Genomic DNA, 20,677 nt, shown 5'->3' with positions numbered 1-20,677 from the left:
ACCGCCACGGCAGCAACAACCAGTCCGGCCCTCAGCCGTGGACTCGCCTGCCGTCCATGGTCCCCCGCTCTGTGCCGCCCGTGCTCGGAAAGGTGACTCCCACCGAGCGCTTGACTCTCATCCGCTTCCGGGCCGGTCTGCACCGGATTGTGCGCTTCCTGCTCCCCCGGCAGGGGGCCTTCATCCGGACCTCCCGGTTCGGTCTCTCTCAAGTAGCTCGGAACCGCCAGGCGTTCGAGAATCGCCTCGCTCTCCAGCTGCGCCGAACGCTGTACCCGCTGGGCCCGCTCCGCCTCGTCGGTCGCGGACCGCCACTTGCCTGTCCCGCCGGGTGCGTCGACGCCGGCTGCGGGGAAGTCCGGAGTACCCGCCTTCGGCAGGCCCCCGGATCGGGTCCCCTCCGTACGCCGACCGTGGCTCTCAGGAGGTGTATCCCATGACATGCCGTAAACCCCTCCCACATGCGCTTTGCAAGAGAGATTATTCCGATCATTCGCGTGCCCGGACCACCAGCAAACATCACAAGTTCCTTACGTTCTCGATCGTTTCAAGCCAGACGGGGTGCGACTTCGGCAAGATACCGCCGGTAAGCGCGGCGGAACGGCCCAAGCGGGGAGGGAAGCACGCAGGCGCCTGACGGAGAGACGGGATCCCGATGGAGGCGAGGCGGGCAACCGGAGCGCGGCGCCCGCACCGGTGGTCACATCCGAGCTAGCAGCAGGACACCTTCGCGATTTCTAAGACGAGTTGGCCCCGCACCGACGGGAACCCGCAGCCGCAGCCTCAAGTCCGCCTAGGGTCCACCCTCCCCCGCAGATCAGCCGAACCCTCATCCATGTGCACATGCAAGCGCCCCACGGGGGATCCACTGCTGACGATCTCACGGCAATCGCTCATGCCCCGGACGTCCGCGGGAGTCCACTCGATGCAGTCGGATTCGTTAGGCTCCGGCCGGACCGGCCGTGCCGCTCAGCGCGGAAGCCGCAGACGGCGCTGCCGGAGTCGGCGGCGAGCCGATCAGCCCTTGCCATGAGTGGAAACTCATGGCATGCCTGGCGCGCTCGGTCGGTGAAGCGACGATACGGAGGGCACGTGCACCGGAGTGAGGACGAGATCCTGGCCGACGAGCTCGGCGTTTTGGCCTCGGGCACAAGCGGCGGTGGTCGCTTGACGCGCTTCGTGGCCCTGCGGATGAAGAAGAACGTCCATGAGGTCGACGTTGTCCTCCCGTTCCCCTTCGAACAAGCCGTGGCGCGTGTGGCCAAGGAGCTCGGACGCGCGGGGCGAAGAATCGATCTTGCCCACGGTGAACCCGGCAGTGACCAGCTGACGATACGCGTCCTCGTCGGCGCCGGCGCAGGGGGCCTCAACCCTGTGGTGGTCACCGCGCTGGTGACGAAGGCCGCAGAGAACAGCTCGGAGGTCAGGCTTCGTGCGGCCGCCAAGGAGGGACTGATCAAGCAGAGGGCGGGCGAGCGCACCGCTGCCCGTCTTGCCGCATTGCTGGCCACGTAGCGCTCGGATGGGATCAGAGCACGCGAAGGACGGATGACGCCGGAACCGCTGAGACACACCCCTGCCCGTCGCAGCGTGGGCGCGGTCAGCCGGCGCGTGGGCGCTCGTGCTCCGTCCTGGCCATTTCCAGCACGCTCCGCCAGGAGGTGACAGCGGGGCGGCGCCGCAGAAGCGCGCGGCGTTCCCGTTCCGTCATGCCGCCCCACACCCCGAACTCGAGCCGGTTGTCCAGAGCTTCGGCCAGGCAGTCGATCTGCACCGGGCACGTGGAGCAGACCGCCTTGACCTTCTTCTGCTCTGGCGCCTTGGCGAACAGATCGTCCGGATCCGTACTGCGGCAGGCTGCCCGTTCACTCCACTGCGTCATCATGTTCCTCCCTTTCGAGGTCTTGTGCGGCGAGCCTTTGCCGCTGCCCAGTTAAGTACGGGCCGCGGGGGCCGCCGGTTCAGCCGGACAGCCTGCGGCCTGGACTGCGGTGGCCTGCGACGACCGTGCCCCTCGGCGCCGGCGCCGCACCGCCGGCTCACAGCCCTTAGGCTGAAGCACATGATCTTCATCGTTGTGAAGTTCCCAGTGAAGCCCGAGTTCTCGGACGAGTGGCCGTCCCGGGTCGAGGCGTTCACCCGCGCCACCCGCTCGGAGCCCGGCAACCTGTGGTTCGAGTGGTCGCGCAGTGTCGAAGACCCGAACACCTACGTCCTGGTCGAGGCCTTCCAGGACGATGCCGCCGAGGCGCATGTCAACTCCGATCACTTCCGTGCCGCGATCGAGACGATGCGGCCCCTCGTGCAACGGGCGCCGGACATCGTGAGTACCACGATCGCCGGGTCGACCGGATGGAGCAGGATGGCGGAGCTCGGCATCGACTGACGGCCCCCCCTGGCGCGACCGGCAACCGCAAAGCGTCGAGTGGCCGGTCCGGGAATCACCCGCTCGACGGCCAAGCCCATGGCCCGGCACCTGCGTTTGCCACGGCTCAACACGTCCATGGGATCAATCTGAATACTCCGGACCTTTTCCGCCTAGGGTGGCGTCGTGAACGGCCACCAACGTGCGCGTGACGACGAGGGAACAGCGGCCCGAATGCTCGCGCTCTCGGACGGGGTGTTCGCCATCGCGATGACACTGCTGGCGCTGGACATTACGCTTCCCGCCGGGCTGGACGCCGCCGGTTTCGACGAGGCGCTGAGTGATGTGATGCCCAACGTGTGGGCGTACGCCCTCAGTTTTCTGGTTGTCGCGGCGTTCTGGCGGGGCCACCACCAGATCTTCCGGTACGTGCGGGATGTGGATGGGACGGTCATCAAGCTCGCGCTCCTGGGCCTGGGGCTCATCGCCCTGATGCCCTTCCCCACCACCCTGCTGGCCGAGTACGGCGACCTGCCGGAGGCGGTGGCCGTCTACTCCGGCGCCGTCGCCGCCACGGGGGCCACACAGCTGGCGCTGACGGTCGTGTTGTGGAAGCGCCCATGGCTTGGTAGCAGGGCGCTGCCCGGTTCCGTCGCCCGCAACGACATGGCCGATCTGGCGTCGACGGTGCTGGTCTTCGCCGTCGCCGTCCCGCTCGCCTTCGCCTCCCCGTCGGCCGCGAAGCTGTGGTGGGCGGTGCTGATCCCCGTCAAGATGGTGACGGGCAGGCGGGGCAAGCGCCTGCGCGCGGCCGCGCAATAGGGCCCTCGAAGGCACGTGCGCGGCAGCCAGGGTCCGAGTACTGGCGGCCCGACGCATCGGTAGTGGTGCTCCGTCAGGTGTCCGGTCGTGAGATACGGGAAACCCGTCGGCACCAGCCCGCTGGCTCCGGGGTTTCCCGGTTCTCGTGGGCAGGACGTCACGCCGCTTCACCACGGGCGGATGCGGCGGCCTGCGCGCTCAGCGCCGCTCCGGCCGTACAACGGATGGTCGAAACTACCGCTGTTGTGGGTTTCAGGGCTCCGACGGGTGCTCGAACGGAAGGTCCTGGAACAGCACATGCTCGGGCTCGATGAACGATACGAAGGCCGTCCGCATGGGGAAGTCGCTGCCGATGTAGCGACGGCTTATCCGGTCCATGATGACGGCGGCCTCCTCCCCCTGGATCTCCTCCGCGACCCGGCCGCGGATCACCGCGCTGCGATACGGGTTGTGTTCGTCGCAGACGGAGACAGCGACGCGGCCGTCCCGGCGCAGGTTTCTGAGTTTGACGTTCTCAGTCGCGGAAAAGATCGCCAGGCGGTCCCCCTCCACAGCGATCCACACCGGTGAAACGTGTGGGGCGCCGTCACGCATCAACGTCGCGACATGGGCCATGTTCCGGCCACTGAGCAGCTTGCGCACCTCTGGAGAAAGTTCAGCCACCCTCCCGAGCATAGCGATCACCATGCGTCCGCGCCGGGGACACGCGTTCGGCCGGACCGACCCCGGTCGCGGCACGGACCCGCCTCACGTCCGGGATTGCGGACCGACAGCGCTCCGGCAACCCGCCCATCAGGCGTCGCACGGCCGACGAGGCCGCGCCCCGACCCTTCCGTGGGAGGCGTAGGCCGGACATGCCCGGGGACGGTCAGGCCCGCTTCGGGCATGTTCGGCCACCGGGGCCGACGTGGGCGGACGACACCCTCGGTGTCCGAGCGGCCGGTCGGCCATGCGCGCGGCCCGGCAGCGGTGCAGGCTGGAAGAACGGACGCGTTCCCGCGAGGGGTGGTGTCCTGTCCCGCGTGGTAGCCAGGGCCAACCACTCCGGTGCCGGCCCCGTGATCAAGGGATGTGTTTGAGAATGCAACCTCCGGCCGGCTCCCCGTCCGCCCCGCTGCTCCCTCACGGCGACCTCGGCAGACGAGTCGCGCACCGCCGGGAGGAACTGGGACTGTCCCTGGCCGACGTGGCGCGGCGGGCCGGTTCGGCGCCCGAATACATCCAGTACGTGGAACAACGCTCCGCCATGCCCGGCCCCGGCTTTCTGCTCAGGCTGGCGGACGCGTTGGAGACGACCGTCGAGGAGCTCACCGGTGGCCTGGCCGACGTGCCGCCCGGCCGTGGCCAGGCCGCCCGGCACCCGCAGTTCACCGAGCTGAGCCGTGAGGAGTGCTGGGCCCTGATCTCGGCCTACGGCGTGGGGCGCCTGGCCGTCACGACCCCGGACGGCCCGGCCGTTCTTCCGCTCAACTACTGCGTCGATGACGAGAACATCGCCTTCCGGACCGCTCCCGATTCCGTTCCGGCGGCTGCCGACGGCCATGAGGTGGCCTTCGAGGTGGACCACATCGATGACGTCATGAGCGAAGGCTGGAGCGTACTCGCCGTCGGAGCGGCTCACGCCGTCACCGCCCCGGACGCAGTGCGCCACCTGAACGAACTGGCCCACTCCGCCCCCTGGGCCGGCGGCGGCAGCCGCACCCTGTGGCTCACCCTCACCCCCCGGCGCGTCACCGGCCGCCGCATCGTCGCGGAGGACCGCGGCCAACGGCCGTAGCAACACACACCCGGCGAAGGCCGAACGGCCGTGAAGATGTCCGATCCGGTGCATGGCGTCAGAATGGGCACTATCTGCTTTCTGCGCCGGATGGGAGACCCATGAAGGACCTCAAATTTGAGCAGAAGCGTTCGCTGTCACGCGTTGAAGCGGCTGATCAGCTCGCGGCGCTCGCCGCCGCGCTGAAGCACGGTGGCGAAGCCGAACTGGAGCTCGGCCCGGGGAGGCTGAGCCTGCGGATCCCCGACGACCTGCGCAGCGAGATAGAGGTCGAGGTCGGAAACGGGGAGATCGAGCTGGAGATCGAGTTCAAGTGGCCGACCGCGACGAACCGGACAGCGCCGTCGCGGACGGCGGCAGGCACAGAGGAGGCCCCGCAGAGCAAGGACGACTGACGCGAGACGCAAAGCTGCCCCGCCCAGATCTGCCGGGTCACCGATTCGCGCGCGACGTTGCCTTCGGCCCGGCATCGACGACCGGGGCATTCCTCACGGTCGGCCCGCCGCGGTGAGTGCGCAAGCCGCCACGAAGGCGCTGTTGGCCCCTCGCTCGTCGACCGAGCAGCCGGCACTGTTGCTCGGCCCCACCGGCTCCCGGCAAGCGACTCGTTCACCCACGGCGATCACACCGTCACCGCTAGTGTGGCTGATTCCGATGCCGACGCGGAACGGTCGATCACCTCGCCGTGGCCGACCTCCCGCTTCGCGGCAGCGTTTCCGGAGGATGGCGGGGAGCGGCCCCGGGCCGTCCCGAGGCTCGAAGGAGCATGTGTGCAGCGACCGCTTCCCGAGGGGATCGAGTACCTGATCGAGCAGTTCGACGTGTTCGCCGGGAAGCGGCACGGAAGCCGGCGATTACCCGTCGTGCTCCTGCGGCGCGATGCCGGCGCTTCCGGCCCGGTCGATCCGGCCGAACCCTCGGATGTTCGCTCCACCGCGCGGTCGATCATCATGGGCTACCAGGACCGTCTCTTCGAACGCGACCTGGACCGCACGGTCGACCTCGTCCCGCACGCGCTGATCGAGGACGACGACTTCGCTCCGCGGGCTCCCGAGCCGGGCGAGGATCCGACGCTCCCGGTCGAGCAGCATGTCGCCCTGCTCGACGGCATCGTCGACCAGCTGGAGAACTCCATGCCGCACGATGCGGGCGAGCTGAGGCTCCCCCGCTTCCATACGTGCCGTGCGGTGCTCGACATATCCGTGGGCGCCGGTTCGGCGGCCGGGAAGCGGCGGCGGCTGCGTGACGAGCTGTATCTCCAGCTCATCGGCCGCCGCCCCCTCTTCGGGACTCTCGCCCGGCTGGCCGGGGCCACCGGCACCAACGTCCTGGCGAACATCTGGCTTTCGCTGTTCCAACTGCTCGTCGTGGGACTGCCCCGGCGCTTGTACGGCTTGTGGCTCAGCAGACGCAGAACCTTGCGCTGGGTGGGCTCCCGGCGCCCCAAGGGAGCGAACTTCCTCCGGATGGCGCCGGCGATGACCAGGTCCGGCACCGCGCGGAGCAACCACGCGCTGATCCAGCGCATGTTGCTCATGGCGCTCCTGAACGATCTGTCCAGGGCCGCACGACCGTCGAGACTGTGGGTCTACCGGGCCAGGCGGCAGTGGCCTTTCGTCCTGCTCCTCCCGGCGGTGGGCGACGAGGGCACGCCCGTGCGCCAGTTCCTCGACACCTACGCGGACATCGCCCGCACCGAACGGCCGGCGCCGCTGATGGTGCTGGGAGCACTCGCCGGGGAGCCCCCCTCGTACGCCCAGACGGTCGTCGCCGATCCTCGGAGCGTGACAGGCCTCGCCGACCGGGTGCACGCGCTGTACACCCGCAGTTCCGCCTCCTGCGTCCACCTCGTCCCCCTGTCCGCGAACGACGACGACGGTCCGGCGGACCGCTGGGTGGGCACGAATCCGAAGGTCTCCGTACGGGCGAACGGGCGGAGCGACTACGCACGGGCCGTGGGACTCCCGCTGGCCGTGTTCACCCTGTTGTCGGGCACGACGCTGTACGCGGTGAAGCACACCGACCGACCGCCGTCGTGCCATCACGTGAGCACAGGGGAGATCGTGGGCGTCACCGACGGGCGTGAATGCCATCTGGGGGTCGTCGGCCGCGACGACGAACTGCTGGCGCTCGAGAGGACCGCCGCGAAACAGAACGACATGGCGGTGAACAGCAAACGGCCCTACCGCACCGTCGTGTTCTTCGCGCCGCTGAGCGCGGAGCCCGGCGATTCCACGCCGGTCAGCATCCAGAGCCTGCGGGGCGCACTCGCCGCACAGAGCCAGGTGAACGGCCGGGAGGGGGACATCGTCCAGATGCGTCTGCTGATCGCCAACTCCGGCAAGTACTTCGCATACGGCTCGCGGAACTCATCCGGCCCCGATATCGCACGGGAAATCATCGACCGCAAGGACCGGGACAAGATCGCGGCAGTTATCGGGATCACCCAGAGCCGGCCTTCGTCGTTCGCCGCCGTCCAGGAACTCTCCGCAGCGAGTATCCCCGTCATCGGAAATTCCGTCACCGGCAGCAGAATGATCGACGACAAGTCCCCCTCGTCCTACTTCCAGGTGTCTCCACCCAACGACCGAATCGCTGAGATCATGGCTGATTTCTCCATGCATTCGGAGCAGATCGGCGAGCTGACGAGCAAGGTGGACGACAGGCGGACGGCGGTCGTGGTGTACGACCCGGACGACGAATTCTTCAGCGCGGACCTGGAGGCGAAGTTCGCGCTGAGGTACAAGAGGGGCAAGGTGGTCACCGTCCCCTACTACGAGAACCGCATCGGGCAGATCGTCTCGGACGTGGCCCGCAACGTGTGCACCGAGGTCCGCCGCACGGGTGGCTTCATTGTCTACGCGGGACGCTCGGGCGAGATGCCGGAGCTGTTCGACGCCCTCCAGGGCACCGCGGACTGCCGGAAGGCGGACGGCAAACAGGTTGCCATCCTGTCGGAGAGCACAGCGGCAAAGTACCTTCAGGACCCCGCGGACATGCTCAAGAGGCATTCCGTGCTGAAGCCCTACTACGTGATGTTCAACAACTCCAACGGCAAGGAGGCTCCGAACAGTCCCTATTCGGAGTTCACGTCCCGCTTCCGGGAGGTCTTCCCGGACGGTTCGGTGCCGGAGGGGAACGCGGCAGGGGCCTACGATTCACTCCGCGTGGCGTCCGAAGTGATCAACTCGGTGTACGCCCAGTACAAGACCGTCGAGAACACTGATGCCCGCTTCCAGCCGACGGATGTGTACGCACGCCTGTCGAATCCGGGCATTCAGAATTTCTCGGGGGCGTCCGGACTCCTCTCACTCGACAACCAGAACAAGTTCCCGCCGAACAAGGCCGTCTATGTTCTGGAGTCGCACCTCGACAAGAGCGTGACCACCTGGATGGCCTGCGGGCTGCTGCCCGACCAGCCGCCAGGCCTGAACAACCCCGAATTCTGGGGCTCGGCCGGAGAGTCACACAGGTGTCCCCGGGCACCGGGCGGCTGAGGTTCCCGACGGCGCGCGGCCTCGCAGAATCGCGCTGCCGTCATCCCCCATGGTCACCTCGCTCGGGCCGTCCGTCAGCCGCGGCCACCGGGGCACGCCAGACCCACACCGGCGGGATTTCCCCTTCCGGGGACGCCTGTCTTCCGCTCAGCACCGGCGCTACCGTGTACCTCCCGTACTTCCCAGCCAAGGGCCGGTGACCGGCAGCCCCGGCGCACATCACCGGACGCGCGCACGGGCACCGGCGGAAGGGTATCGCCATGCACTTAGCATCGAATGCCTCTACGGACAGTGTGGTCAGAGCCTGGCGCTCCGGCGCCGAATCGGCCGAGGGCGCGGTCAATCCCGCCGGCGCCCTGTACATCGGCGGTTCCGCAACCGAACGCGGGCTCACCGAGATCGATGTGGCCGCGCTGACCTGCGGCACCGCGTGTTCCGGATCGCGTACTCGGCCCTGCTGCTGATCCGAGCCCCAACGACCCCTCTCCCGGGGCCAGTTGTGGCTCCGGGAGAGGGGTCGGTCTTCGACCGGAGGAGATTCGCGTATGGCGGTGCCCGTCCGACCTCGTCCCGTCGTTTCGTACGACGACGCCGGAGAATTCGACGCCGCGTTGGAACCCCTGGTCGCGCCCGCGCTCGAACATCTCCGGAAACGGCTGCACACGGTGCCGGACCCGCTGTCGGCCGGCGAACGGGAGACGCTGCTCCTCGCGGCCCGCCGCTGTCTGCTCGGCGCCGTACGGCCCAAGGCCAACCGCCTTCTCCTCCTCGAACTTCACTCGGCACGCATGTCCGGCCGTCTCACCCGCGCGACCTCCCAACAGCGCTGGGACGAATTCATCGAACTCGCAGCGGACCCCCTGTTCTGGAAGGGTCTGGACCCCCTTTACCCGGCCTTCGCTCCCCGCCTGCACCGCGTGGTGCGCAATCGCTGCGCAGCGGTTCTCTCCCTCGCTCACCGGCTGGCCGCGGACCGTCCACGGCTGCACGGTCTGCTCCGAGCCGCGCCGGGGGAGCTCATGGAGGTCTCCATGGACGCGGGTGACTCGCACCGCGGTGGCCGGACCGTGGCGCTCCTACGGTTCGAAGGCGGTCGCACGGTCTACAAACCGCGCCCGCTCGCGGTGGATACCGCGCTGGCCGCGACCCTCGACGTACTGCTGGCCGAAACCCCGCCCGAGGGGCGGATCCGGGTCCCGCGCGTCGTGGAAGGGGACGGCTACGGCTGGGCCGAGCACATCGGCCACCGGTACTGCGCCGACACCGCCGAACAGTCCCGCTTCTACCAGGGGCTGGGCGAGTGGATGTGCGTCGTTCAGCTGCTCGGCGGCACCGATCTGCACGCGGACAACGTCATCGCCTGCGGGCCCGTCGCATGGGTCGTGGACTGCGAGACCCTGTTCAGCCCCGAGCCGGACGTGGGCGCAAGTGGGCTGGGGGACGCTTTCGACAGGGCCGCCGCCTCGGTGCGTCGCACCGTGCTGCGCACCGGACTTCTGCCCATGCGGCTGTCCCAACTCGCCCTCCAGGGCGTGGACATGTCGGCGGTGGGCGCGTTGCCCGGCCAACAGCCCCTCGTACCCGTACCGGTGATCGCCGACGCGGGCACCGACCAGGCCCGGCTTGCGATGGAACCCGCCGACATCCCCGGCTCGGCCAACCTGCCCGCGCGTGACCCCGACCCGATGGCTCACCGGCACGACATCGTGCGCGGCTACCGCGATCTGCGCGACCGTCTGGAGGCGTTGGACCGCTCCGGCCGACTGCGCCCGGCACTTGACGTATTCACCGGATGCGACCTGCGCGTGGTCCTTCGGCCCACTCAGTGCTACGTCGAAGTCGCCAGGATGCTCTGGCATCCCGCGTCCCTGCACGACGAGGCACCGGCGCTCCAGCGCGCCCGCGACGTCCTGACCCGGCAGGCGAAAGCGCTGCACGGCGCCCCGTCCAGCGCGGACGTCGTGGATGCCGAGGTCGCCGATCTCCTTGACGGGGACATTCCGTTCTTCACCACACGGCCCGAGCGAGGTCTGCTGGACGGCTCACGCGGGACCACATGGGGCAAACCCGGTCAGCTCATCGACGAGAGCGTCGAGCGCTGGCGGGCAGGCAGCCCGGCGTTCGAGGAGAGCGTGATCCGTTCCTCGCTGCTCGGCGTCTACCGTGACCGCAGCGCCCTGCCCGAGGGCGACCGGCGTCGGCCTGTGGTGCCCCGTGAGCAGGACCTGGAAGCACGGCGCCGTGCCCTCGCGGGCCGGCTGGCCCAGGAGCTGTGCTCGCGGGCCGTGACCGGCGACGACGGAACCGCGACCTGGATCGGTCCCGTCTACACGGACAGCGGCTTCAACGTCCGCCCGTTCGCCACCGACCTTTACAGCGGCCAGGCAGGCGTGGCCCTGGCTCTCCATGCCTACCTGGCCGAATCGCGGGCCGGCCGCGTGCCGACGGTCGGCGGCCTGGAGGCGGTGGCCGAGGGGGCGGTCCGGGCACTGGCGGCGATGGAGGGTGCTGTGCCCACCGGCCGTCTCGGAGCGTTCGACGGGATCGGCTCGGCCATCCGTACCTGGCTGGCGTTGTACGCGGCATCCGGACGGGCGGCGGACTTGGAAGTTGCGGTACGCCATGCCGGACGAGCCCCTGATCTGTTGGTGAACGACGCGATGCTGGACATCGCGGCCGGAGCCGCCGGACTCATCGTTCCTCTCGTCGCCCTGGCCCGGCACACCGGCGACACCGTGTGGCTCGATGTCGCCGGCTCCGCCGCGCGGCATCTCGCCGACCGCGCCGTCACCCAGGAGACCACCGACGGCGTCACCGCGTGCTGGCCGACGCAGATCTTCCCCCGGGGCATCGGCGGATTCGCCCATGGGGCGGCCGGTATCGGCTGGGCCCTGGCCCGCCTCGGCCTCGCCGTGGGAGAACAGCGCTGGCTGGATCTCGCGGGGGCGGCCACCGCGTTCCAGGAAAGCCTGTACCGGCCGGAAGCAGGCGGCTGGCTCGATCGCAGGGAAACAGACCAGTCGCTGTACCTCGACTCCTGGTGCCACGGCAGCACGGGTGTCGGCCTCGCCGCCTGGGACCTCTACACCAGGACCGGCGCACCCGATCACCTCGACCGTGCCGTACGCGCGGCGGCGGCCACCTGGCGGTCGGGATTCGGCTGGGACTACACCCTCTGCCACGGGGACATGGGGTCGTGGGAGATGGTCGACACCGTACTGACCGGATGTCCTCGACTGCTGCGCACGCACCTGGGCCAAGACCTGACCCAGGGCCGGCTCGACGCGATCGCGCTCACCGGCCTGGAGGAGTACGGCCCGCTCACCGGGGGTGTGGCCGACACGGTGACGGCAAGCCTGCTGCCGGGCATCTCGGGCGCCGTCCACCAGTTGCTCCGGATGGGCCGCTCCAGCCCTGTGACGGTGCAGTCGCTGCTGCTGCTCGACGGGTTGTAGGCGGGGGCGAGGTGTCTCCGCGGCGGTCCGGTGGTCCACGCCCGATCGGCAGGGTCGCGGATGCCGGGCCCGTCGGCACCCGCCCTCACGGGGACCCGTCGGCGTAGGCAGCCGCCTGGATCCGGTACATGTCCGCGTACTCGCCGCCCGCCCGCATCAGCTGCTCGTGTGTTCCCTGCTGAACCACCTCCCCTTGGTGCAGGACGACGATCCGGTCGCAGTCGCGCACGGAGGCGAGCCGGTGGGTGATGAGAACGACGGTGCGGCCTGCCGCGAGCCGCCGGATGTTCTCGTACACGGCCTGCTCGGCCCGTGCGTCCAGCGCAGCCGTCGGCTCGTCGGCGATCAGCAGGCGGGCGTCGCGATAGAAGCCCCGGGCGATGCCGATGCGCTGCCACTGGCCGCCCGACAGGTCCACGCCGTCCTTGAACTTCTTGGACAGCAGGGTCTCGTATCCGTACGGCAGCCGCTCGATCATCGCGTGGGCTCCGGAGTCGTGCGCGGCGCGCAGCAGAGCGGAACCGTCCGGGTCCGGGTGGCCGGAGCGGCCGAGGACGATATTGCCGCGCGCCGTCACCGGCCAGCGCGTGGGCTGCTGCATCACCAGCGCCACCTGCTCACGTATCTGGGCGAGGTCGACTCCGGCGAGGTCGCTACCGTCCCACTGCACCGTCCCCTTGTCCGGGAGGTAGAGGCCGGCGAGCAGCAGGGCAAGCGTCGTCTTGCCGGATCCGTTCTCGCCGACCAGGGCGACCGTCTCGCCCTTCCGTATGGCGACGTCGACGCCGCGCAGCGCGGGTTTCGAGCTGCCGGGGTACCAGAAGCAGACATCCCGCAGCTGGATTTCGGTGAATCCTTCCGGGGCGGGCCGGCCGGTCGACGGCCGGGAGCGGGCCACCGCCTCGGCGAGAAAGACCTGATGGTCCGTGATGTAGAGGGACTTCTCGTAGAGCCGGTCCACGGCCACCATCAGTGTGGCCAGTGAGGTACTGGCCGCCCGGACCGCCACAAGGGCGGTCCCCGCCGCGGCCAGTGGCACGACCTGGGCGTGAACCAGCACGCCGAGAGCGGTGTACGTAGCTGCCAGCGCCAGGCCCGACAGTGCGCGGCCGGCCGCTCCCACCCGGGTCTGGGCGTAACCCACCCGGATCTCCTCCCTCTCCACCAGCCCGGCCAGCCGCCGGAATTCACCCAGCAGAGGCCGCTCGGCGGTGCAGGCCCTGACCTCGGCGGCCGCCTCGCGTGACGTGAGGAGGTCGGCGAACAGCCACAGTCGGCGGTAGAGCGACATCTGCCGGACCATGCCCACGAAGCCGATACGTGCCGAACTCAGCGCGGCCCACCCCTGCGGGGCCATCGACAGGGCCAGGAGCGGCAGGAGCACCGGGTGCAGCCCCGTCACCACGCCGACGCCGACGAGCAGGCCGACCGCTGCCCCGAGAAACTCCACGGCATGGCCCAGAGCGAGCTGGGTGTGGTCGATACCGCGGTCGCGGGCACGGGCCATGGTGTCGTGCCACTCGGCGTCGTCGAAGGCGCCCAGCTCCGCGCCGACCGCGGCTGCGTGCAGACGGTCCTCCGCCACCCGGCGGACGCCCGGGGACAGCCGCGCCTGGGCTGCGGCCACCACCGTCTCCAACGCCGCCCGCACCGCTGTGGCGACCACGGCGGCCACCACCGACGGCACCGCGTCACTCACCCGCTCAGGCGCCGGACCGGAGGCGAACAGTGCCCCCAGGGCATGGGCGGTGGCCAGGAGTGCCAGTGCCGTGGCCACCCCGGCGGCCAGCTGCGCGAGGACCAACAGTGCCGCGCCGCGTGGGCTTGCGGTCCAGGCGAGCCGCCATACCTGGCCCAGGGCAACCGGCAGCCGGACTGCCAGCCGGAAAAGGCTCGCAGCCGCCGCGTCGCCGTCGAACGATGTGTCGTATCCGTCGACCAGTTCGCCGAATTCACCCATGTCCGATTGCCGATTGAGCGCCATTCTGATCCTCTCCCGAACGACGTCGTCACCCCGGCGGCGGACAGGCCCCCCGCGGGCGGCACATGGCGTCAGTGCACTCTGCCCCCTGAGGCATGGGTGAGGGAACACAGTCCGGGGCCACATCGGTGACCACGCCGTCGCGCGCGGCGCCGTAGCGGGACGGCCGCCAAGTGCCCGCCGGGAGAACGTCCTTGAGGGCTTCTCCGTCGGTGAGGGAAGCCACCGGCACGGGCCGCGGGGCATCGTCCGGGCGACGACGGGGGCTGCTCGCGCCCATGTCCGCGGCCTTCGGCGAGCGTCGGCGGCCCGTTCCCCAGGCACACCCCGGAGGCCGCGACGAACAAGAGGTGGCCCGCCTCGGCCTCACCAGTCATGCCTTCGAGTGCGGAATGACCGATCTCATCACGAGTGCCGTCGCCCGGCGCTAGGGTTCCTCGCATCACATCGCAGTACGTAACGGGATGGGAACTCGATGCCCGCATTACTCAGGGTCCCACTGGAGAGCGGCGGCTCTGTGCTGGTCGAAGTCGACGACGGACCACAGGCGGTGGTCAGGGTGGCCAGGCCAGGCGGGATGGTGCCTGAGGCGGCGGAGACGCTGGAGCGGGGTCTGGAGAGCGTACGGCAGGCCGCGCAGGCGGTGCTCGGCAAGATGGTGGACCTGCCGCGGCAGCCGGACCGGATCACCCTGGCGCTCGGGCTGAAACTGTCGGCGGAAGCGGGCGTCTTCCTCGCCAAGACCGCTGCAGAGGGGTCACTCACCCTCACCATGGAATGGGACAAGGAGCGGCCGGAGACCGTGCCGGTCACCCAGGTCGTTGCCACGCGCGACAGCGACGTGACGGGCTGAGGGTGCGAGGGCGTGGCAGTGCCCGGACCTGAGCCCAACCCCGGGATCGCGCGCCTGTGGTCATGCGGCGCGTCGGCCGCTCCGCAGGGCGCCGGTTTTCTGGCCGGCCCAAGGACCGTGCTCACCTGCGCGCATGTCGTGTCGGCCGTCGTCGGGGAGCGGGAGCGGAGCCCCCTGACGGCCGGGCTCACGGTCGACCTGGACTTCCCTCTCGCCGGGCGGGCGACACGCCGCCAGACCGCGCGGTTGGTCACACACCTGCCTGTCGCGGAGGACGGCTCCGGCGACATCGCCGTTCTCGCGCTGGACGAGGACCCGCCGCCCGGGGCCGAGCCCGTGCGGCTGCTGGACGTGAAGACAGTGCCCGGCCACCCGTTCCGGGCCTTCGGCTTCCCGGCCGGGGACGACGAGGGCGTCTGGTCGCTCGGCACCATCGTGGACGACCGCGGCCGGGGCTGGCTGCAGTTCGAGAGCACCGGCGCCTGCGAGATCCGGCAGGGCTTCAGCGGCACGCCCCTGTGGGACGAGGAGTTCAAGGGCGTGGTGGGCATGGTCGTCGCCACCGACGGGCGGTTCCTCCAGCGGGCTGCCTACGCCATCACCGCCGGCGACCTGTTCGAGGTCCGCCCCGAACTGCGTCGCTATGCCGCGCTGCCGTCGCCGTTCCGTGGTCTGGGGTCGTTTCGAGAGGAGGACTCCGACCACTACTTCGGGCGGTCCGAGCAGATCAAGTCGCTGACCGCGGCGGTCACCACGTCGTCGATCGTCCCGGTCATCGGGGTGTCCGGGGTAGGCAAGTCCTCGCTCGTCCACGCCGGTCTCGTCCCCGAGTTGCGCCGGCGCGGGGACTACAGCATCGCCTCGCTGGTCCCGGAGCCCGACGTCGGGGCGGAGTCCATGCTCGCTTCCGCCCTGCTGCCGTTGCTCGACCCGCCGGGCGAGACGACCGATCCGCTCGACCGGCTCGACCAACGCGAACGGCTCGCCCGACGGTTGCAGGAGGGAGCGGCCGGACCCGTCGTCAGGGAGTTGCTCACCCGCTCCGGAACGACCCAGCTCCTCGTGATCGTCGATCAGTTCGAAGGGCTGTTCCGTGGTTTGCCGGACGCCGCCGACGCCTTGGTCGAGCAGCTGGTGGGCATGACCGGGTGGCGCACAGCGGACGGCGGGCCGCTGGTACGGCTGCTCTTCGCCCTGCGGCTGGACTTCCTGAAGGCTGTGCGGCGCTTTCCGGTTCTGGAGCGGGTGTGCGAGGCGTCGCCGGTGCTCGTCGACCGGCTGACCGAGGACCAGCTCCGCGAGGTGGTGCTGTCCCCGGTCGCCTCGTTCCACGGGGCCGTACGGTTCGAGGACCGGCTCGTCGAGCGGCTGCTGTCGGACGCGGGGCGGAGCCCCGGCGCGCTGCCGCTGCTCGAGTTCACCCTCACGCTGCTGTGGGAGCGGCAGCGCCACGGCGTCCTCGGCCACGCCGCATACGAGGAGATCGGCCGTGTCGGGGGCGCCCTCGCGACGCACGCGGAGCGGATCGTCACAGAGCGGCTGGGCGACGTGCGGGAGGAAGTGAGGCGGCTGTTCGTCCAGCTCGTCCGCCCGGGCGATGGAGGCATCGACAGCCCGGTCGACACCGGACGCACCGCGCGCCGCACGGAACTGCACCCCGACTGCTGGAACGCCGCCCAACTGCTGGCCGACCGGCGTCTGGTGCACCTCGACCGCGCGTCCGACGGCGTGGAGACGGTCTCGCTCGCCCACGAGACATTGTTGGAGCACTGGCCCGCGCTGCGCTCCTGGGTCGACGCGGACCGGGACTTCCGGAGCTGGCAGGAGCATCTGCGCGAGCGAATCGCACGCTGGAGGCGGAGCGGCTGCGACCGTGCCCTGCTCATGCGCGGCTCGGAACTGAAGCAGACGCGGGAGTGGCTGCGCGGCCGTCCGCACGACATTCCGGAGGGCGAACGCGCCTACCTGCGGGCAAGCCTGGACTGGCGGCGACGACGCCGCTCTCGCCTGGCCGTCGTGTCGACCGCGGTGGTGGCGGCGATGGGCACCTTGGCCGGGGCCGGTCTGCACTCGGTGCGCGGCAGCAAGGCCGCCGAGCTCTCGGCGGGCCTCGTGCAACAGGCGCAGCGTCAGGGGGACGCCCATCGGGAGGCGGCCGCGCTGCTGTCCGTCGCCGCCTGGCGCACCGCGCCCACCCAGCAGGCTCGTGACAACCTGTTCGCCCGCTATCTGGACGACTCCCCGTACGACGCCGTCCTGCCCGCAGGCGGGGCGGTCGCGGAGACCGCGCTGGACGACTCCGGTCGGGTCGTCGCCGTACGGACCGACGCCGGTCGGCTGTCGGTGTGGAGTGTCGGGGCGTCCGGCGGCCCCTCCCTGATCGTCCGCATGGACGGCGTCTCGGCGGTCGCGGTCAGTCCCGACGGCACCCGACTGGCCGTGGGCGGCGAGGGCAACCGCGTCAGGATCTGGGACCTGGACGAAGGCAGAACCCTGCTGACCCTGCAAGCCGCGACGAGCACCGCCAGCACCGGTCAGGCCGTGGACGAACTGCGCTTCGACCGCACGGGACACCGTCTGTTGGCGCACCCCCCGCAGGACGACGTGGCCCAGGTCTGGAACCTCGACCGCCCTACGGCCCGGCCCCTGGCCCTGGAACCGCCCGCCGAGGGCACGGCCAGCGGATTCGTCTTCGACACGGACGGCACGCACATCGTCGCCTCCCACTCGCTGGGTCAGCACGCCTGGGACGCGCGCACCGGGCACCTGTCGGCTGCGCCCGGCTTCGATGCGCCCGCGTTCGTCCCGGGCCCCCGCCCCGTGACCGCGGTATGCGCCGACCACACGTGGCGGCTGTCCGGCATCTCCGCCGGCAGACCCGACCCCCGTCTCTTCCAGAGCCTCCCGTGCACCACGGGGAGCGAGTTGGCCGGCGTCTCGGACCAGATCGTGCTGGCACGTGCGAACGGCGCGGTGACCGTGCACGACGCCGCCACCGGACAACGGCTCTCCGTACTGGCCGAGGACGGCGCCAAGGGCCGCTACACCCGCTACTCCCTGGCCGGCGCGAGCCGCCGCATCGCGTTCGCCCGTGGAACGGAGGTCCTGGTCACCACCGCCCCCGCGCCCGGCTCACTCGCGACCGCCGACATGTTCGTCTGGGGCGACGCGGACACCGGTCAGCGCGACGAGGAGGCTGCGCACTTCTCTCCCTCCGGCCGCTATCTGGTCACGGTGGGCGTCGGGGGCGCGGTCGCGGTGTGGGACCCGGCGACCGGGCGGCGGATCGCGGCCACCGGTACGGGCGGGTACCAGTCGCCCGCACGGGTGGCCTTCGACGCCGACGAGAAGACCATGGCCGTGAACGAGGCCTCAGGGCAGTCGGTGACGCTCTACAGCATTCCCTCGCTCAGGGTGAGGCGGCGGATCCAGGTCGATACGCCTCTCGGGTCGGCACCCAGGGACACGGCCCTCTCCGGCCTGGGATTCACCCGGCGGGGCCGTCTCGTCGCCCTGATGAAAGGCGCCGTCTCACAGTGGGACATCACGACCGGCCGCGAGGTGGGTGGGGCGCTGCTGTTCCGGGAGGACTCGGCGGTCGACCGGCGCCGGTACGCGACCACGCTGGCGACCGACCCGGCGTCCGAGCGGATCGCTGTGGCGACACCGGATCAACGCGGCGTGGAGGTCTGGGATCTGCGCGGCCGACGGCGGGTCACCGTCCTCATGCCCGGCTTCCGCGCACCGCTCGCCGATCGGGACGCCGTTCGGTTCAGCAGGGACGGTGGGCGTCTGCTGCTGGTGGGCAAGGACGGGAGCGCGGAGGTGTGGGCTGCCGAGGACGGACGCCGTGAAACCGCCGTCCCCGCCGACGCCGGCCGCACCACGGCCTTTCTCTCCTCTTCCGACGAGACCGTCAGCGTACGGCCGGGGATGGTGGAGCGGTGGGGACCCGGCGGACTCTCGGCCCAGACCCGTATCCCGACGGCCGCTCACGTACGGGCCGTCGTGCCGTCTCCGGACGGCGGGCGCCTGCTGCTGAGCGTGCCGGTGAGCACCGCCGAGGGCATGAGGGCGGTCTTCCGGCTCAGACAGGCATCCGCCCGTGACTGGGCCGCCGAGCTGTGCTCACACGTCACACGGAACATCTCACAGGAGGATCTGATCACTGTGCGGTACGGAATGCTGGAGCGGTTGCTGTTGGGGGTGAGGGCATGCGGCGATCGATAGGGACCCCGGCCGTTGCGACAGTGCTGACTCTGATGCTGGTGACGGCGTGCGGGGCGTCGACGGACGCCCGGCCTACCGCGAGCCCGTCCCTCTCCTTGTGGAGCACCGCGGACCCTTCGGCCATGAAGCCCTCCTCAGACGTGAGGGAGCCCTTCGATGTGGACCGGGCTGTGCTCCGCGTCAAGCGCCTGGGATACACGGTCGACACCGAGCCCGGCACTCTGAAGGACCTCCGCGGCCCCCTTCGCGCGGTCCACGCCCACTGCACCGGCAGTGTGGATGGCCACTGCGTCGCCGTGTTCTTCTTCCACGGCAACGAGTACGCCGGCTACGACGCGACCGGGGTTGCCGCATCCACGATCGAGAGTCAGGACGGGCAGACGGTCACCCTCTCGTATTCCGTGTTCCTGCCGACCGATCCGCAGTGCTGCCACTCCGGGGGCGAGCGCGAGTACCGGGCGCGCTGGGAGGGCCGCAAGGTGACGTTCTCGCCTCCGCTGCCGGAGAATCCGAACTACCCCGACAAGTGATCTCGGCCGGACGTCCCGCGCAGCCGCGACTACGGCCACTGCCCTCAAGGCCGGCCGGACCAACCGCAGGCTCGGGGTTCTTCCGCGCCATTCGCGGGAGACTCACCGAGCGGCGGAAGCAGGCCGTGCGCGCCGTCCGGTCCCAGGTCCCGCTCCCGTTCCAGTCCGTCCGCGCCGCTGCCGCAGTCCAGCCAGGCGGCGTTCTGTGTACGCGGCCCGAGCCGGAACTGCCGCAGGTAGTCCTCCATGAGCTGCCCCTCGGGCAGCCCCAAGGAATCGGGCCCGACGGCTCCTTCGGGCCGGACCAGCCCGTCGCCGAACACGTCATCGTTGATCTCGCAGTCGGCCGCGACGTTGTCCGTGACTCCGCCACCGGGCACTTCCTGGACGGATACGGGCAGCTGCCGCCACCGTCGCGATCGAGGGTCCGCCGACCGACGGGGGACGCCTACCAGTCCTTCTCGACCGTCATCTTGGCGCCCCCGAGGACTCTCATATGCCCCTTGTCGTCGTACTCTTCCTGCCGCCACGTGGCGAACGCATCGGCCGTGCGCTGCAATTCCACCTCCGAGCCGGCGCCCGCACCCACGCTGATCTGCGCCTCATTGGTGTCGCCCAGCTTGCGGATGATGACCTTGACCACCATCGGAGCCAGGACGTCGTCGGTCCTGGAGCTGTTCGAGGCGAGGTGGCCGCGGAAGTCCGCCTTCGCGTCGTACCAGCCCTCCATCTGCTCCTCGGACGTCAGAACCGGCTCACCGTCGCCCTCGGTCGTCAGGTCGGGCTGCTCGGCCTCGGACTCGTCCGTCGTCTTGTCAGTGCTCCCGTCGGCAGGCCGCCCATCGGCGGTCCCCTCCCTCACCTCGGCGCCCTCCCGCAACCGCTCCTGTCCGCATGACACCAACAGCCCGCAGCAGAGCAGTGCCGCCACTGTCGCAGCCACCGTGCGGCGAACGCCCCGGCCAGTCGTCATTACGTCTCCCCCTGTTCGCTGGTGTTCTCCCGCTGTCCAGATGCGTACGGCGCCCAATGCGTTCCACAAGACACCGAAGGCCAAGAGCCGTCCCGCAAGGCTGGACAGCGGCAGGGGGGTGGCGGGCGGTCACCGCGCGGGGAACGGAACACCCCGACCAGTACGAGGGTCCGCGTCGGGTCGCCCGGTCATGG

The 20,677-nt window shown here is 70.2% G+C and carries 16 protein-coding genes and 1 pseudogene; 12 read left to right on the top strand and 5 right to left on the bottom strand.

The features are described from left to right. Window positions 1–1,092 precede the first annotated feature (1,092 nt). The gene (locus OG293_RS35100) at window positions 1,093–1,515 is read left to right on the top strand and encodes a hypothetical protein (protein WP_406002779.1); all 423 of its coding nucleotides are present in this window, start codon (window positions 1,093–1,095) and stop codon (window positions 1,513–1,515) included. 85 nt (window positions 1,516–1,600) lie between these two features. On the opposite strand, the gene OG293_RS35095 is transcribed toward OG293_RS35100, so the two are convergent. Beyond that, window positions 1,601–1,885 (bottom strand): WhiB family transcriptional regulator, encoded by a 285-nt coding sequence (locus OG293_RS35095; protein ID WP_406002778.1) that lies wholly within the window; start codon window positions 1,883–1,885, stop codon window positions 1,601–1,603. Window positions 1,886–2,062: 177 nt separating this feature from the next. Here OG293_RS35095 and OG293_RS35090 point away from each other — a divergent pair, with 177 nt between their 5' ends. Then, a complete protein-coding gene (locus tag OG293_RS35090; RefSeq protein ID WP_406002777.1) occupies window positions 2,063–2,386 on the top strand; it encodes a putative quinol monooxygenase in 324 nt (107 codons plus the stop codon). A gap of 213 nt (window positions 2,387–2,599) precedes the next feature. Next, window positions 2,600–3,187, top strand: a complete 588-nt coding sequence (locus tag OG293_RS35085; RefSeq protein WP_406003811.1) for a TMEM175 family protein — start codon at window positions 2,600–2,602, stop codon at window positions 3,185–3,187. Between the two features lie 252 nt (window positions 3,188–3,439). Here the strand turns inward: OG293_RS35085 and OG293_RS35080 are convergent, their stop codons facing one another. Then, on the bottom strand, window positions 3,440–3,829 hold the full coding sequence (locus OG293_RS35080) for a PPOX class F420-dependent oxidoreductase (RefSeq protein WP_406002776.1): 390 nt from the start codon (window positions 3,827–3,829) through the stop codon (window positions 3,440–3,442). Between the two features lie 439 nt (window positions 3,830–4,268). Between OG293_RS35080 and OG293_RS35075 the strand changes: the two genes are divergently transcribed. From OG293_RS35075 to OG293_RS35055, 5 genes are all read left to right on the top strand, one after another. Continuing rightward, window positions 4,269–4,964 (top strand): helix-turn-helix domain-containing protein, encoded by a 696-nt coding sequence (locus OG293_RS35075; protein ID WP_406002775.1) that lies wholly within the window; start codon window positions 4,269–4,271, stop codon window positions 4,962–4,964. A 101-nt stretch (window positions 4,965–5,065) separates the two neighbouring features. Beyond that, the gene (locus OG293_RS35070; RefSeq protein WP_406002774.1) at window positions 5,066–5,359 is read left to right on the top strand and encodes an amphi-Trp domain-containing protein; all 294 of its coding nucleotides are present in this window, start codon (window positions 5,066–5,068) and stop codon (window positions 5,357–5,359) included. 375 nt (window positions 5,360–5,734) lie between these two features. Next, window positions 5,735–8,461 (top strand): ABC transporter substrate-binding protein, encoded by a 2,727-nt coding sequence (locus OG293_RS35065; RefSeq protein ID WP_406002773.1) that lies wholly within the window; start codon window positions 5,735–5,737, stop codon window positions 8,459–8,461. Between the two features lie 260 nt (window positions 8,462–8,721). Further along, on the top strand, window positions 8,722–8,925 hold the full coding sequence (locus OG293_RS35060; RefSeq protein ID WP_406002772.1) for a DUF6229 family protein: 204 nt from the start codon (window positions 8,722–8,724) through the stop codon (window positions 8,923–8,925). 81 nt (window positions 8,926–9,006) lie between these two features. Next, on the top strand, window positions 9,007–11,916 hold the full coding sequence (locus tag OG293_RS35055; protein ID WP_406002771.1) for a type 2 lanthipeptide synthetase LanM family protein: 2,910 nt from the start codon (window positions 9,007–9,009) through the stop codon (window positions 11,914–11,916). An 85-nt stretch (window positions 11,917–12,001) separates the two neighbouring features. On the opposite strand, the gene OG293_RS35050 is transcribed toward OG293_RS35055, so the two are convergent. Further along, the gene (locus OG293_RS35050) at window positions 12,002–13,900 is read right to left on the bottom strand and encodes an ABC transporter ATP-binding protein (RefSeq protein ID WP_406002770.1); all 1,899 of its coding nucleotides are present in this window, start codon (window positions 13,898–13,900) and stop codon (window positions 12,002–12,004) included. 275 nt (window positions 13,901–14,175) lie between these two features. On the opposite strand from OG293_RS35050, the gene OG293_RS35045 reads away from it, so the two are divergent. The 4 genes from OG293_RS35045 to OG293_RS35030 all read left to right on the top strand — a co-directional run bounded on the left by OG293_RS35045 (window position 14,176) and on the right by OG293_RS35030 (window position 19,510). Further along, window positions 14,176–14,328, top strand: coding sequence for a hypothetical protein (locus OG293_RS35045; RefSeq protein ID WP_406002769.1), 153 nt, complete (start codon window positions 14,176–14,178; stop codon window positions 14,326–14,328). Window positions 14,329–14,372: 44 nt separating this feature from the next. After that, window positions 14,373–14,750 (top strand): CU044_2847 family protein, encoded by a 378-nt coding sequence (locus OG293_RS35040; protein ID WP_406002768.1) that lies wholly within the window; start codon window positions 14,373–14,375, stop codon window positions 14,748–14,750. 12 nt (window positions 14,751–14,762) lie between these two features. Then, window positions 14,763–18,980, top strand: coding sequence for a trypsin-like peptidase domain-containing protein (locus tag OG293_RS35035; protein WP_406002767.1), 4,218 nt, complete (start codon window positions 14,763–14,765; stop codon window positions 18,978–18,980). 122 nt (window positions 18,981–19,102) lie between these two features. Further along, window positions 19,103–19,510, top strand: coding sequence for an LppP/LprE family lipoprotein (locus OG293_RS35030; RefSeq protein WP_406002766.1), 408 nt, complete (start codon window positions 19,103–19,105; stop codon window positions 19,508–19,510). A 119-nt stretch (window positions 19,511–19,629) separates the two neighbouring features. Here OG293_RS35030 and OG293_RS35025 read toward each other — a convergent pair. Next, window positions 19,630–19,866 (bottom strand): annotated as a pseudogene (locus OG293_RS35025) (hypothetical protein); the annotation flags it as partial. 92 nt (window positions 19,867–19,958) lie between these two features. Then, window positions 19,959–20,483 (bottom strand): hypothetical protein, encoded by a 525-nt coding sequence (locus OG293_RS35020; RefSeq protein WP_406002765.1) that lies wholly within the window; start codon window positions 20,481–20,483, stop codon window positions 19,959–19,961. Window positions 20,484–20,677 lie beyond the last annotated feature (194 nt).

Origin of the sequence: Streptomyces sp. NBC_00829 (assembly GCF_045161795.1) — a bacterium.
Classification (GTDB): Bacteria; Actinomycetota; Actinomycetes; order Streptomycetales; family Streptomycetaceae; genus Streptomyces.
The sequence above is the reverse complement of the archived record's forward strand: the minus strand, read 5'-3'. Positions and strand labels throughout refer to the sequence as shown.